At 73.3% G+C, this 12,933-nt stretch carries 13 protein-coding genes; 5 read left to right on the top strand and 8 right to left on the bottom strand.

The features are described from left to right. Positions 1-293: 293 nt before the first annotated feature. A complete protein-coding gene (locus LCE31_RS15215) occupies positions 294-986 on the bottom strand; it encodes a TetR/AcrR family transcriptional regulator (protein WP_225014790.1) in 693 nt (230 codons plus the stop codon). A gap of 228 nt (positions 987-1,214) precedes the next feature. On the opposite strand from LCE31_RS15215, the gene LCE31_RS15210 reads away from it, so the two are divergent. Further along, entirely contained in the window at positions 1,215-1,793 is a 579-nt protein-coding gene (locus LCE31_RS15210; protein WP_225014789.1) for a hypothetical protein, read from the top strand. A 127-nt stretch (positions 1,794-1,920) separates the two neighbouring features. Here the strand turns inward: LCE31_RS15210 and LCE31_RS15205 are convergent, their stop codons facing one another. After that, on the bottom strand, positions 1,921-2,397 hold the full coding sequence (locus LCE31_RS15205; protein ID WP_225014788.1) for a MarR family winged helix-turn-helix transcriptional regulator: 477 nt from the start codon (positions 2,395-2,397) through the stop codon (positions 1,921-1,923). A gap of 165 nt (positions 2,398-2,562) precedes the next feature. Here LCE31_RS15205 and LCE31_RS15200 point away from each other — a divergent pair, with 165 nt between their 5' ends. From LCE31_RS15200 to LCE31_RS15190, 3 genes are all read left to right on the top strand, one after another. Beyond that, positions 2,563-3,501, top strand: coding sequence for an alpha/beta hydrolase (locus LCE31_RS15200; RefSeq protein ID WP_225014787.1), 939 nt, complete (start codon positions 2,563-2,565; stop codon positions 3,499-3,501). 97 nt (positions 3,502-3,598) lie between these two features. Next, positions 3,599-4,492 carry an aminoglycoside phosphotransferase family protein gene (locus tag LCE31_RS15195; protein WP_225014786.1) on the top strand — a complete coding sequence of 298 codons (894 nt, stop codon included), beginning with the start codon at positions 3,599-3,601 and terminating at the stop codon, positions 4,490-4,492. A 24-nt stretch (positions 4,493-4,516) separates the two neighbouring features. Continuing rightward, positions 4,517-4,996, top strand: coding sequence for a GNAT family N-acetyltransferase (locus tag LCE31_RS15190; protein WP_225014785.1), 480 nt, complete (start codon positions 4,517-4,519; stop codon positions 4,994-4,996). Positions 4,997-5,104: 108 nt separating this feature from the next. Here LCE31_RS15190 and LCE31_RS15185 read toward each other — a convergent pair whose 3' ends face one another. From LCE31_RS15185 to LCE31_RS15170, 4 genes are all read right to left on the bottom strand, one after another. Next, positions 5,105-6,145, bottom strand: a complete 1,041-nt coding sequence (locus LCE31_RS15185) for an iron-siderophore ABC transporter substrate-binding protein (protein WP_225014784.1) — start codon at positions 6,143-6,145, stop codon at positions 5,105-5,107. A 20-nt stretch (positions 6,146-6,165) separates the two neighbouring features. Beyond that, a complete protein-coding gene (locus tag LCE31_RS15180; protein WP_225014783.1) occupies positions 6,166-7,044 on the bottom strand; it encodes an ABC transporter ATP-binding protein in 879 nt (292 codons plus the stop codon). A 40-nt stretch (positions 7,045-7,084) separates the two neighbouring features. Further along, positions 7,085-8,095 carry a FecCD family ABC transporter permease gene (locus tag LCE31_RS15175; RefSeq protein WP_374118474.1) on the bottom strand — a complete coding sequence of 337 codons (1,011 nt, stop codon included), beginning with the start codon at positions 8,093-8,095 and terminating at the stop codon, positions 7,085-7,087. Positions 8,096-8,184: 89 nt separating this feature from the next. Then, positions 8,185-9,255, bottom strand: a complete 1,071-nt coding sequence (locus LCE31_RS15170) for a FecCD family ABC transporter permease (RefSeq protein ID WP_225014782.1) — start codon at positions 9,253-9,255, stop codon at positions 8,185-8,187. A gap of 148 nt (positions 9,256-9,403) precedes the next feature. On the opposite strand from LCE31_RS15170, the gene LCE31_RS15165 reads away from it, so the two are divergent. Further along, complete coding sequence (locus tag LCE31_RS15165; RefSeq protein WP_374118473.1) at positions 9,404-9,973, top strand: MSMEG_1061 family FMN-dependent PPOX-type flavoprotein; 570 nt, start codon at positions 9,404-9,406, stop codon at positions 9,971-9,973. Between the two features lie 198 nt (positions 9,974-10,171). Here the strand turns inward: LCE31_RS15165 and LCE31_RS15160 are convergent, their stop codons facing one another. Both LCE31_RS15160 and LCE31_RS15155 read right to left on the bottom strand, forming a co-directional pair. Continuing rightward, complete coding sequence (locus LCE31_RS15160; RefSeq protein ID WP_225014780.1) at positions 10,172-11,815, bottom strand: MFS transporter; 1,644 nt, start codon at positions 11,813-11,815, stop codon at positions 10,172-10,174. Between the two features lie 180 nt (positions 11,816-11,995). Further along, positions 11,996-12,933, bottom strand: a 938-nt coding sequence (locus LCE31_RS15155; protein ID WP_225014779.1) for a zinc-binding dehydrogenase, incomplete at its 5' end; no start/stop codon positions are given.

Genomic DNA, 12,933 nt, shown 5'->3' with positions numbered 1-12,933 from the left:
CCCCCCCCGCGGCGCCCCCCCCCCGGCCCCCCCCGCCCTGTCCCCCGGCCGCCCCGCCCCCCCCCCCCCCCCCACCCCCCCCCCCCCGCCCCCCCCGGGGGGGGGCCGCGAGATTCCGCGCCTTCTCCGCGCTGTCGGTCGTCGTCAAGACGGTGACGCACTCGATCACGGTCAGCCTTCTCCTTCTGCCGGTCGGACCACGACCGTACTGCGAGACGACGAACGCCGGGCGCACAGCGGGGTGCCGGGCCCCTCCCATGATGTGGTGGGCCCGCTTCGCGTCCCGACCGGGGCTACGCGGGGGGCGGTGCGCACTCGATACCGGTGACCGTGGTGGTCACCGAGGGGGCGGGGCCGGGTGTGGCGGCGGTGTCCTCGTCGGGTCCACGGCCGGTGTGAATCCGCAGCAGTCCTTCGATGCCGCGCAGCAGGGTCTCGCCGGCCTGGACGGGGTCGCCGAGGTAGCCGGCGCTCATCGCGCCGTCGCGGAGCATGACGAAGTGCCGTCCGGCGTGTTCGGCGGGCGCGTCCGAGGTCTCGGCGAACAGCCCGGTGATCGTCTCCAGATACCAGTCCCGGTGCTGTACGACGGCCCGGTGGACGGGGTGGTCGGGGGCGGGGTACTCGGCCGCCGCGTTGAGGAAGGCGCATCCGCGGTAGCCGGGGGAGCGGATCTGCTCGACCAGGGACGCGCCGATGCCCCGGAGGATGCCGTCGGCGGGCTGGTCCGCGGCCATCAGGGAGCCGATCTGGCCGCGGATCGCCTGGTCGACGCTTCCGATGTAGGCGACGACCAGGTCGTCCTTGCTGCGGAAGTGGCGGTAGAAGGTGGCGTTGGTGACCTTCGACTCGGCAACCAGGCGATCCACGCCCACCGTGTGGGTGCCCTCCGCGTAGAAGAGCTGCCCAGCGGTCCTCAGGAGCCGCTCACGGGCCTCGGAGACCTTCCTGCCGGTGCCGGCTTCCGTCTGTTTCATAAGGCTCATCGTAGCAGGTAGAACGGTCTCTCTGGTTGTGAAGTAGAACGACCTCTCTTGTCTTGGGAGCGGGACTGTGTCAGGCTACGCAGCAAGAAAGAGCGTTCTCCCTTCTTCGAGGGGCGGGAGGCCGCGCCTTTCCCGTCCTTCCGCGTGCCCGTTCCCGTTCCCGCCCTCGGTCCTGCGCCCGGCCGCGCGCCGGCTCCGCACCCGTACCGCACCCACCTGGAGAACCCCATGACTCAGCTGGAGAACCCCATGTCAACCACCGCCTCCGCCCGGCCCGTCGGCTCCGCGTCCGTCCTGAGCCGGCTCTACCTCTCCCGCTTCGTCTTCGCCGCCGCGTGGGCCGCGTTCCTGCTCGCGTCCGGCTCCGGCCTCACCGTCTGGACCAGGCTGCTGCTGTTGCTCTATCCCGTCTTCGACGTGGCCGCCGCCGTCGTCGACGCCAGGTCGGCGCGTGCCGCCGGGCCGGTCAAGGCCCTGTACGTCAACATGGCCGTCAGCGTGCTCGCCGCCGTCGGCGTCGCGGTGGCCGGCGCCTCGGGCACCGCCGACGTCCTGCGCGTCTGGGGTGCGTGGGCGGTCGTCTCCGGCCTGGTCCAGCTCCTGGTGGGCGTCGCGCGGCGGCGGATGGGCGGCCAGTGGGCGATGATCGTCAGCGGCGGCATCTCCGTCCTCGCCGGCGCGTCCTTCTTCCAGGGCGCCTCGAAGGACAATCCGTCGCTGACCAGCCTCGCCGGCTACGCCGTGCTCGGCGGGATCTTCTTCCTCGTCTCGGCGATCCGCCTGTCCCGCTCGGCCCGCCGGGGCTGAGGCCGCGTCGGGCCTGCTCGCGGGGCCGAGCCCGCGACGGGCCTGCTCGCGGGGCCGAGCCCGCGACGGGTGGCCGGCCCGCACGGGCCGGGTCCGCGTCGGGCCTGCTCGCGGGCCCCGGCCCGGCTCAGCCGGTGGGCGTGCCGATCTGGTCGCGTTCGAGCGCGGCCCGCAGCACCGAAAGCGCCTCCGCCGCTGCGGTCACCTGGTGGCGGGTGAGGGTGCCGCCGATCAGTTCCGCCGCCCGTTCGGTGAAGGTGGCCTCCGCCGCGTCCGTCAGCCGCCGGCCCTCGTCCGTCAGGTCCAGGAGCGAGGAGCGGCGGTCGGCGGGGTTCGCCCGGCGGGCGACCCACCCCCGGGCCTCCAGCCGGTCGATGCTCTTGCTGATCGCCCCGATGCCGACGGCGAACGCTGCGGCCACGTCCGCGACCCGGGACCCGGAGTGGTCGCGCAGGTGGCGCAGGAACTCGAACTGCGAGGTCACGATCCCGTGCCGCTCGCGCAGCCGGTCGTTGAGCGCGTTGTAGAGGCGCGTCTCGCACCGCACGAGGTCGTCGAAGAAGCGGGGGACGGCGTCCGTGCTAGCGTGAGAAGTAGTTGCCATGGAAGATACTGTACCGGCATGGACTGTCGGTGTGGACTTCCGGCATGGACAGCCGGCATGGACTGCCAGTGCGTACGGCGATATGGCCGGCGGTAGGGCCGGCGGCGCGGACGGCGGTGTGGACTGCGCCGGGCGCCGCGCAAGGGACGAGCGACGGGAGAACCCATGAGCAGGCGGCAGCGGGAGAAGATCGACGCGATGTTCCGTCAGGGCCGCGGCTCCTCCACCGGGGGCCCGCCGCCCTCGGTGGAGGAACTGCGGTCCGGTTTCGCGGCGTTGATGTCCACCATGGTCGTCCCGGCCGGAATCCGTACGTCCGCCACGGCGCTCGGGGGCCGGCCCGCCCTGTTCGTGGAGCCGGAGGACGAGCCGCGCCCCGGGACGCTCCTGTACTTCCACGGCGGCGGCTTCGTGGTGGGCTCCCCGGAGACCGCGTTGTCGCTGACCGCTCAACTGGTCGTCAAGACCGGTGTCAGGGCCTACTCGGTGGACTACCGGCTCGCTCCCGAGCACCCGTTCCCGGCCGGCGTCGAGGACACACTGAGCGCCTACCGCGCGCTGCTGGACGACGGCACGGACCCGGCATCGGTCGTGTTCGCGGGCGACTCGGCCGGCGGCGGCTTCGCCGTCACGACCTGCCTGGCCGCGCGGGACGAGGGACTGCCGCTGCCCGCCGCGATCGTCGCGTTCTCCCCCGGGCTCGACATGACCAGGACGGGCGCGAGCATGGACACCAGGGCGGGTCTCGACCCGATCTTCACGCGCGCCGCGCTGGAACACACCGGAGCCATGTACCTGGCAGGACAGGACCCCCGCCAGCCCCTGCTCAGCCCGGCGACGCGGGCGGACCTGACCAGTCTCCCGCCGATGCTGCTCCAGGCGGGCGGCAACGAGATGCTCCTGGACGACTCCACCCGCCTCGCCGCACTCGCCACCGCGGCCGGAGTGGACGTCGTCCTGGACATCACCGCCGACGTTCCCCACGTCTTCCAGTCCTTCGCGGGCGGCCCCCTGGACGAGGCGGACGAGGCACTGGACCGCGCCGCCCTGTTCATCGGCCAGCACCTCGGCGCCCCGGTGAAAGCCGAACGGACCGCGGCCTGACTCGATGAAAACCGGCCCGATCGCGGCCTGACCCGGTTGCCGTCACGATGCCCGCCGCGACCCGCCGTCGGGCGCCGGGGGCCGTTACCCTCGCGGGATGATCGAGGTACCCGACGCACTCGTGCAGGCGCAGGTGGCGTACGAGGGGGAGGCGGGGCGCGCGTTTGTCGCGGGTCTGCCCGGGCACGCGGCGGACATTCTGCGGCGCTGGCGGCTTCGCCGTACCGGGCCCGCGTTGCACGGCATGACCGCGCTGGTGCTGCCCGTCGTACGGGAGGACGACGGGACGCCTGCCGCGCTCAAACTCCAGTTGCTGACCGAGGAGTCCGAGGGCGAGGCGGCGGCGCTGGACGCGTGGGGCGGCGACGGTGCCGTACGGCTCCTCGCGCGGGGCGAGGCGGACGGCACCGGCGTCCTGCTGCTTGAGGCTGCCGACCCGGCCGCCGATCTGGAGGGGCTGCCCGCGCGTGCGGCCGTGGAGGTCGTCGCCCGGCTGCTGGCCCGGCTCACGTCCGTACCGGCCCCCGCGGGCCTGCGGACCCTCGGTGACGTGGCGGCCCGCATGCTGGCGGAGGCCGGGGACGTACCGCCCGATGCCCCGCACGCGCCGCTGCTGCGCGACTGCGCCGCCGCCGTACGGGAGGTCGCGGACGAGCCGGGCGACCGGCTGCTCCACTGGGACCTGCACTTCCGAAACGTCCTCGGGTCGCGCCGGGCGCCGGGCGGCGGCGGGCCGTGGCTCGCGATCGACCCCAAGCCGCTCGCGGGAGACCCGGGCTTCGACCTCTTCCCCGTGCTGCGCAACCGCTTCGAGCCCGACGACGTGGTCCCGCGGTTCGACCTGATGACCGGGGTGCTCGGCCTGGACCGGGGCCGCGCCCGCGCCTGGACGCTGGCCCGCGTGCTCCAGGAGGGCCTGTGGTGCCGGCGCGACGGCGAGGCGCTCGGCGACCGCGAGGCGTTCGTGGGCCGGACGCTCCTGGCGCTCTGAGCTGCGTCGGGGCAAGGTGGGGGCATGATTCGTAGCGCAACCCCTGATGACGTGCCCGAGATCCATGCGATGGTCCGCGAACTCGCCGAGTACGAGAAGGCGCTGCCCGAGGCGCGCGCCACCGAGGCGGACTTCCACGAGGCGCTGTTCGGCGAGCGGCCCGCCGCCCACGCCCACATGGCCGTGGACGAGAACGGCGACACGGTCGGGTTCGCGCTGTGGTTCCTCAACTTCTCGACCTGGCGGGGCGTGCACGGCATCTACCTGGAGGACCTGTACGTACGCCCGAGCCGCAGGGGCGCGGGCCACGGAAAGGCGCTGCTGGCCGAACTCGCCAGGATCTGCGTGGAGCGCGGCTACGGGCGCCTGGAGTGGTCGGTCCTCAACTGGAACGAACCGTCGATCGCCTTCTACCGCTCCCTCGGCGCCCTCCCGCAGGACGAGTGGACGGTCTACCGGCTGACGGACGACGCGCTGAAGGCACTCGGCGGCGCCCGGGGGTAGCGGCCGGGAGGAGGCGACGGGCCCCGGGGGTGCGGCAGGCCCCGGGGCGCGGCGGGGCGGCGCCCCCCCCGGGGCGGGGCCTTGGAGGCCGGCTCCCGCCGGGCCCGGTCATTTCGCCAGTGCGCCCGCGAAGAGCGGCACCACCTTGTTCAGGGCGTAGCCCATGGAGAGGACCGAGTCCGTGGCGAAGGCCTGGCTCACGTTCTTGTTGTCCAGGACGACGCTGTGTCCGGCCTTGACCGCGGGGATGTCGTCGTAGAGCTTGTCGCCCGTGATCTTGTTCGCTCCGACCCCGATGGGTGTCATCACCAGGAGGTCGGCGTCGAGCAGGTTGAGGTTCTCGCGCGAGACGCTCACGGAGAAGCCGGAGCCCGCCCGCTTCTCGATGGCGGGGTTGTTCGTGAAGCCCAGCCGTTCGACGAAGTCGATCCGGTCGACGCCGCTCACGTAGGCGCCGTAGCCCGAGCCGTCGAGTGCGCCGACGGTGATCGTCTTGTGGCGGAACTCCGGATGGGAGGCGGCGGCCGAGGTGAACTTCTTCTCCGTCCCGGCGACCAGCGCGGCGCCCTTGGCCTTCAGGCCCAGCGCGTCCGCGACCATCCTGGTCTGCTTGTCCCAGGTCGTCTTGTACTGCTCCCCGCCCTTGGGGACGTCGATGGTGGGGGCGATCTTGCTGAGGTTGTCGTACCGCTTCTGGTCGCCGCTGGACTTCGTGTCGAGGATCAGGTCGGGCTTGAGGGCCGCGATCTTCTCGTACTCCGGTTCCAGCGTGCCGATGATCTCGGGCTTCTTCGTGTAGAGCCCCTTCGCCCAGGGGCCGACGCCGTCTCCGCCGAACGCGAGCCAGTCGCTGGCGCCGACCGGCTGGACGCCGAGGGCGAGCGCGGCCTCGGCGTCGCCCCAGCCCAGCGCCACCACACGGGTGGGCTTCCGCTTGACGGTGACGTTCCCGAACTTGGTGGGGACGGTGACGGGGAAGGCGCCGTTCGAGGTCCCGCCCGCGGACGACGGGGAGGAGGGGTCGGAGCCTCCCGACGAGCAGGCCGTGAGGCCGGAGGCGAGCAACGCGGCGGAGGCCAGGGACAGGGCGACCGGTCTGAGGGCGGCACGGCCGCGGGAGCCATTCGCACGAGAGAGACGAGAGAACATGCAGTTAGGTTAGCCTTGCCTTATTCGATCTCGACGGCCGGGGGTCCCGCGGCCAGGGGCCCCGCGGGCGCGATCTCCGCCGCCGCGGGCCCCGCGGGCGTCCGTACGCGGTGCCGCCCGACGGGGACGATGAGCGGTGTGCCCGAGGCCGGGTCCGGCACCACGTGGCAGGGCATGCCGAACACATCCGTCACCAGGCGCTCGGTGACGATCTCCGAGGGGGCGCCCTCCGCCGCGATCCGGCCGTCCCGCATCGCCACCAGCCGGTCGGCGTAGCGGCAGGCGAGGTTCAGGTCGTGCAGGACGGCGACGATCGTCGTGCCCTGCGCCTGGTTCAGGTCCACCAGCAGGTCGAGGACGTCGAGTTGGTGGCGTACGTCGAGGTAGGTCGTGGGCTCGTCCAGCAGCAGGATGCCGGTGCGCTGGCACAGGGCCATGGCGATCCAGACGCGCTGCCGCTGGCCGCCGGAGAGCGCGTCGACCGGCCGCTCGGCCAGCTCCGAGACGCCGGTGGCCAGCAGGGCGTGCGCGACGGCCTCCTCGTCCTGCGGGGTCCAGCGCCTGAAACGGCCCTGATACGGGTACCGGCCCCGGCCGACCAGGTCGGCGACGGTGATCCCCTCGGGGGCCGACGGGCTCTGCGGCAGGATGCCGAGGGCCGCCGCCACCTGCTTGGTGGGCATCTCGTGGATGACGCGCCCGTCCAGCAGCGCGGCACCCGCGGTCGGTGCCAGCAGCCGGGCGAGTGTGCGCAACAGGGTCGACTTGCCGCATGCGTTGGGGCCGACGATCACGGTGAGCGCGCCGGGCTCGATGTCGAGGTCCAGCCCGTGCACGACGTCGCGGCGGTCGTAGCCCACCGTGAGGTCGCGGGCCTGGAGGAGTGGGGAGGAAGTCATCGTCGTCTTTCTGCGTGCCGGACGGGGGAGGGGCCGCGGGTCAGCGGAACGCGCCGTGGGAGGACCGCGCAAGGAGCCAGAGCAGATACGGCGCGCCGATCAGGCTGGTCACCACCCCGACCGGGAACTGGCTCGACCACAACAGGTGTTGGGCCGCGTAGTCGGCGCACAGCACCAGCAGGCCCCCGGTGAGCGCGGCGGGCAGGAGCGCGGACGCTCCGGCCGGCACCAGCCGCCGGGCGACGGGCCCGGCCACGAAGGCCACGAAGGCGACCGGCCCGGCGGCTGCGGTCGCCACGCCCGCGAGCGCCACCGCACAGGCCAGCAGGGCCGTACGGGACCGCTCCACGCCCACGCCGAGCCCCGCCGCGGTGTCGTCGCCGAGCCGCAGCGCCCCCAGCGGGCGTGCCACGAGAAGGGTGAGCGGCAGCAGGACGGCGAGCGCGGCCAGCAGCGGCCACATCGCGTCCAGGGACACCCCGTTGAGGCTGCCCGTGAGCCACAGCAGGGCGTCCTGCGCCTCCGTCACCTGCGCGGTCGTCATGACGTACGAGGTGACACTGGCGAGTCCCGCGCCGACCCCGATGCCGATCAGGACCAGCCGGCTCCCCGCGACTCCTCCGCGCCGCGCCAGCAGGTACATCACGGCGGCCGTGACCAGGGCTCCCGCGAGTGCGGCGGCGGACAGGGCGAATCCGCCGGCCTTCAGGACGAGGGAGGCGAGGACGGCGGCGGTGCCCGCGCCCTGCGTCACCCCGATGACGTCAGGGCTGGCGAGCGGGTTGCGCAGGAGCGACTGGAAGACCGCGCCCGACATGCCGAGCGCGAGCCCGACGAGAAGGCCCGTCAGCGCCCTGGGCAGGCGCAGGTCGAGTACGACGTAGCGGGTACCGGTGTCGCCCCCGCCGGCCAGCGCCGACAGCACGTCCCGCAGCGGCACGGACATGTCCCCGCGGGACAGGGCGAGGCAGAAGACGGCGACGGCCGCCGCCGTGAGCAGCCCGCAGGCCAGGGCCGTGCGGGCGCTTCCCGCGCGCCGGGCGCGCCCCACCCGGCTCCGTACGGCGGCGAGCGCCTCGGGGGGTACTCCCGCAGGGGCGTACGGTGTGCGGTCCGTGTCCGGTGCGCGGCCTCCGGCGCTCACAGTTCGACCGCCTTCCGGTACCGCACCAGCAGGATGAAGGGGAGGGCGCCGACAGCCGCCGTCACGATGCCCACCTGCACCTCGCCGGGGCGCGCCACCACACGCCCCACGACGTCCGCCAGCAGGACCAGCACCGGCGCGAGCAGGGCGCTGTAGGGCAGGAGCCAGCGGTGGTCGGGCCCGGTGAACAGGCGGACCGCGTGCGGGATCACGAGACCCACGAAGCCGATGGGCCCCGCCACCACGGTGGCGGACCCGCACAGCAGCACCACGCACGCGGCGGCCCCGAGCCGGGCCCTGCCGACCCGCTGCCCGAGCCCCCGCGCGAGGTCGTCGCCGAGCGCGAGGGTGTTCAGCCCTGGGCCGAGGAGCAGGGCGAAGACGGTTCCGGCGGCCACGAAGGGCAGTGCCTGCCACAGCACGGGCGCCTCGCGTCCGGCCAGGGAGCCGACCTGCCAGAACCGGTACTGCTCGAACGTGTCGCTGTCGCCGAGGAGGATGGAGGTGGTCAGCGACGTGAGGGCCGAACCGACCGCGGCGCCGGAGAGCGCCAGTTTGAGCGGGGTGGCTCCCTCGCGGCCCATCGAGCCCACCCCGTAGACGAGGGCGGCGGCGACCGTCGCGCCGAGGAAGCCGAACCAGATGTACTGCGACGGGGCGGTCAGGCCCAGGACGCTCATCGCGAACACCACGCTGACCGATGCCCCGGCGTTCACCCCGAGCAGTCCGGGATCGGCCAGGGGGTTGCGCGTCACGCCCTGCATGACGGTCCCCGCGAGCCCCAGGGCCGTCCCCGCCAGCAGCCCGGCGGCCGTGCGCGGCATACGTACCTCGCGGACGACCAACTGCCCCCGGTTCGCCGCGTCGCCGTGCAGGAGGGCGTGGACGACATCGCCCGCCCCGACGCTCCCGGAGCCGACGAACAGGCTGGCCCAGACGGCCAGCGCCAGGAGCAGCAGCGCGACGGGGAGGCCCGCCGCGAGCAGCCGCGCGCGGCGCCCGGACGCTGCCGGAGGGTTCGACGGCGGGCGCGTGGGCCGCTCGATGACGGCGTGTTCGTTGGGCATCGGTGTCCAGACGGGCGCGCCGGGCCGGACAGCTGTCACGTACGACCCGACGGGAGGGGCGAATGAGGTTAGGCTAACCTAAAAGTATCGATCGTCTGTTCCCGCCCCGGAAGCGCCCTTCATGCCCAGCCCTCCGAACCCGGCCACGATGACCGCCGCGACGACCGCCGCAGCGGTCGCTGTCCCTTCGCGCCCCGCCGCCGGCGCCCCGGCTCCCGCGTGGACCGAACTGCGCTCACCGGAGGAGCTGACGGAGCTGCTGGGCGGCGCCCCGCATCCGATCGTCATCGAGAAGGTGCGGCCCGACCTCACCGACGGCGATGTCGAACTCCTCGGCAGGTCCCCGTTCTGCGTGGTGGCGACCTCCGACGACGAGGGCAACTGCGACACGTCGCCGCGCGGTGGCGACCCGGGCTTCGTCCATGTGCTCGACCGGGGGACCGTCGTCCTGCCCGACCGCCCCGGCAACCGGCGCGGCGACACCTTCCGCAACGTCCTGCGCAACCCGCACGTGGGGCTGCTCCACCTCGTCCCCGGCGACAAGGAGATCCTCCGCATCAACGGGCGCGCCCGCATCCTGACCGACGCGCCCTTCTTCGACCTGATGAGCGTGCGCGGGCAGCGCCCCTCCCTCGCGCTCCTCGTGGAGATCGACGAGTCCTTCCGGCACTGCCCGCAGTCCCTGCGCCGCTCGGGGATCTGGGACCCACGCCCGTAACGGCCCGTGCCCGCACGGGTCGTACCCGGGGACATGAACGGCCCGTGCACGCACGGCTCGTGCCCGGGGACGTGAACGGCTCGCGCCCGCACGGTTCGTGCCCCGAAACCTGGACGGCTCTCCTCCCGGGCCGGGCGTCCTTCCCGGGCCGAGCGTCCTGCCCAGGTCGGGAGTCCTTCCCGGGCCACGAGGGAAGGCTCAGGCCGCGCGGTCGGGTGTCGGGCCCTGCGTTCCGGGGTCCTCCGACGACGCCTGGGCCTCCACCGGCCTGTTCCCGGGCTTGGCGTTGATCATCAGCATGGCCGTGATGGACGCCGCGAGCATGATCAGGGCCGCCCAGCCGATCGCGACGGTGAAGCCGTGCACGACGCCCTGGTTGCCGAGCGCGTGGCGCTGCGCGGTGGTCAGCTTGCCGCCGTGCCGCATCGCCGCCGCCGGGAGATGGCCGGCGAGCCAGGTGGTGGTGACCGTGGCGGCGATGGTGTTGAGCAGCGCGGTGCCGATCGAACCGCCCACCTGCTGGGCCGTGTTGACGGTCGCGGAGGTGACACCGGCGTCGCGCGGCGGCACGCCCGAGGTCGCGGTGGCGATGGCCGGCATGAAGACCAGGCCGAGACCGAGGCCGAGCAGGAGTGTGCCCGGCAGGATGTGGGCCGCGTAGGTGGAGTGGGTGTCCAGGAAGGTGAGGATGTACAGGGCGCCTGCCCCCATCAGCAGGCCGGGGCCGATGAGCAGCCGTGGCTGGATGCGGTTGAGCAGCCTCGCGGAGATCTGCGTCGACCCGATGATGATCATCGCGGACATCGGGAGGAAGGCGAGCCCCGCCTTCAACGCGGAGTAGCCCAGGACGTTCTGCAGATAGAACGTCATGAACAGGAACATCCCGAACAGGCCGATGGTCGACAGGCAGGTGGTCAGCACCGCGCCGCCGCGCGACCGGTCGCTGATGATGTGCAGCGGCAGCAGCGGGTGCGGCGCACGGCTCTGCCACACCGCGAACAGGCACAGCAGTGCCACACCGCCGAGGATGAGTCCGAGCACCACGGGGGACGACCAGCCGCGCGGCTCGGCCTCGTTGAGCCCGTAGACGATCGCGACCAGCCCGCCGCAGCCGAGGATCACACCGGGGATGTCGAGGCGGGCGTCGCGGTGGCCCTCCCTGTCGTGGAGCAGTTTGAACGCGCCGAGGAGGGCGATCGCCGCGAAGAACATGTTCACGTACAGGCACCAGCGCCAGTCCAGGTACTGGGTGAGCACACCGCCGAGCAGCAGGCCGATCGCGGCGCCCGCGCCGGCGATGGCGCCGTAGATCCCGAACGCCTTGGAGCGCTCCCTGCTGTCGGTGAAGGTCGTGGTGAGCAGGGAGAGCGCGGACGGCGCGAGGACGGCGGCGAACAGGCCCTGGAGGGCGCGGGCGCCGAACAGCATGCCCGAGCTCTGCGCGGCGCCGCCGATCCCTGAGGCGACCGCGAACCCGACGAGGCCGATCATGAACGTACGCTTCCTGCCGACCAGGTCGGCGACGCGCCCGCCCAGCAGCAGGAGCCCGCCGAAGGCCAGTGTGTACGCCGTGATGACCCACTGCCGGTTCGCGGTGCTGATCCCCAGGTCGCGCTGGGCGGACGGCAGGGCGATGTTCACGATGGTCGCGTCGAGGACGACCATCAGCTGTGCCAGCGCGATGACCGCGAGAGCCCACCAGCGGTGCTTGTCCTGCTGCGGCTGCTGGGCCGACGGCGTACCTGCCGAGCCTGCCCCGGCGGTCGCGCCTGCGCCGGGGGCCGCGCCCGTCGTGCGCGCGGAGGTGCCGGACGGATCTGGGGGTGTCGCCGAATTGCTCATCGGGCGTCGTCCTCACACGAGATCGCAACAGGGGCCGGGTGAGGCCCCCTACAGAATATTCATGGTGTCATGAATTAACCGATCCGGGGTGCTGCCGTCGTCTCCGTTGTGCTCGCGGGTCGGGGTGTGGCGGGTCGGCCGCGGTCCTCCTCGCCTCCTTCCGATGTCAGCCGGCCGATGTCAGCCGGTGACGAGCACGACCTTTCCGATGGTCGCCCGTGTTTCCAGCAGGCGGTGGGCGACGGCCGCGTCCGCCAGCGCCACGCGCCGCACCGCGGGCCGCAGCCGCCCCTCGGCGGCCTCGGCGAGCGCCCGGTTCTCCAGGACGCGGATACCGCCCGCCCTGTCGAGCATGACAGGACCGAGCACGGCCTGCGAGGCGATGCCCCCGGGGGCCGGTGCCGCCGGGGCCGGGCGGGGCGCGGACGGCGCGCCCGCGGGCCCCTCGCTCGACCACCCGAAGACCAGGTGCTTTCCGTTCCGGTCGAGGAAACCGGCGAGCGTCCTGGCGATGTCTCCGCCGACGGAGTCGAACAGGACGGTCGCCCGGGAGCCGCCGAGAAACACGTCAAGCCGCTCGGGCCAGTCCCGTGCGGTGTAGTCCACCGCGAGGTCGGCGCCGTTCGCGGCGGTATGTTCCGTCTTGGCCGGGCCGCCTGCCAGGCCGACGACGATCGCGCCGGCGTTCTTCGCGTACTGCACGAGGAGTGTGCCGATACCGCCCGCCGACGCGGGGACGAGCGCGATGTCGCCCTTGCCCAGGTCCGCGAACTGCACGATGCCCAGCGTGGTGCGCCCCGTACCGATCATGGCGACGGCAGCTGCCTCGTCCAGCGCCTCGGGCACGTCGTGGAGGCGGGACGTGGCGGTCACCGCGAGCTCCGCGTACCCGCCCGGCACATTGCCGAGATGCGCGACCACGCGCCGGCCGAGCCACCCCTCGTCCACCCCCTCGCCGAGCGCCTCGACCGTGCCCGCGACCTCGCGGCCCGGAATCGTCGGCAGTTCGGCGCGGGCGGCCGTGGGGCCCGGCAGTCCGGCGCGCAGCACGGTGTCGAGCAGGTGCACCCCGGACGCGGCGACGGCGATCCGCACCTGGCCGGGGCCGGGGTCGGGGT

Source organism: Streptomyces sp. 8L (assembly GCF_020176795.1).
Classification (GTDB): Bacteria; Actinomycetota; Actinomycetes; order Streptomycetales; family Streptomycetaceae; genus Streptomyces.
The sequence above is the reverse complement of the archived record's forward strand: the minus strand, read 5'-3'. Positions and strand labels throughout refer to the sequence as shown.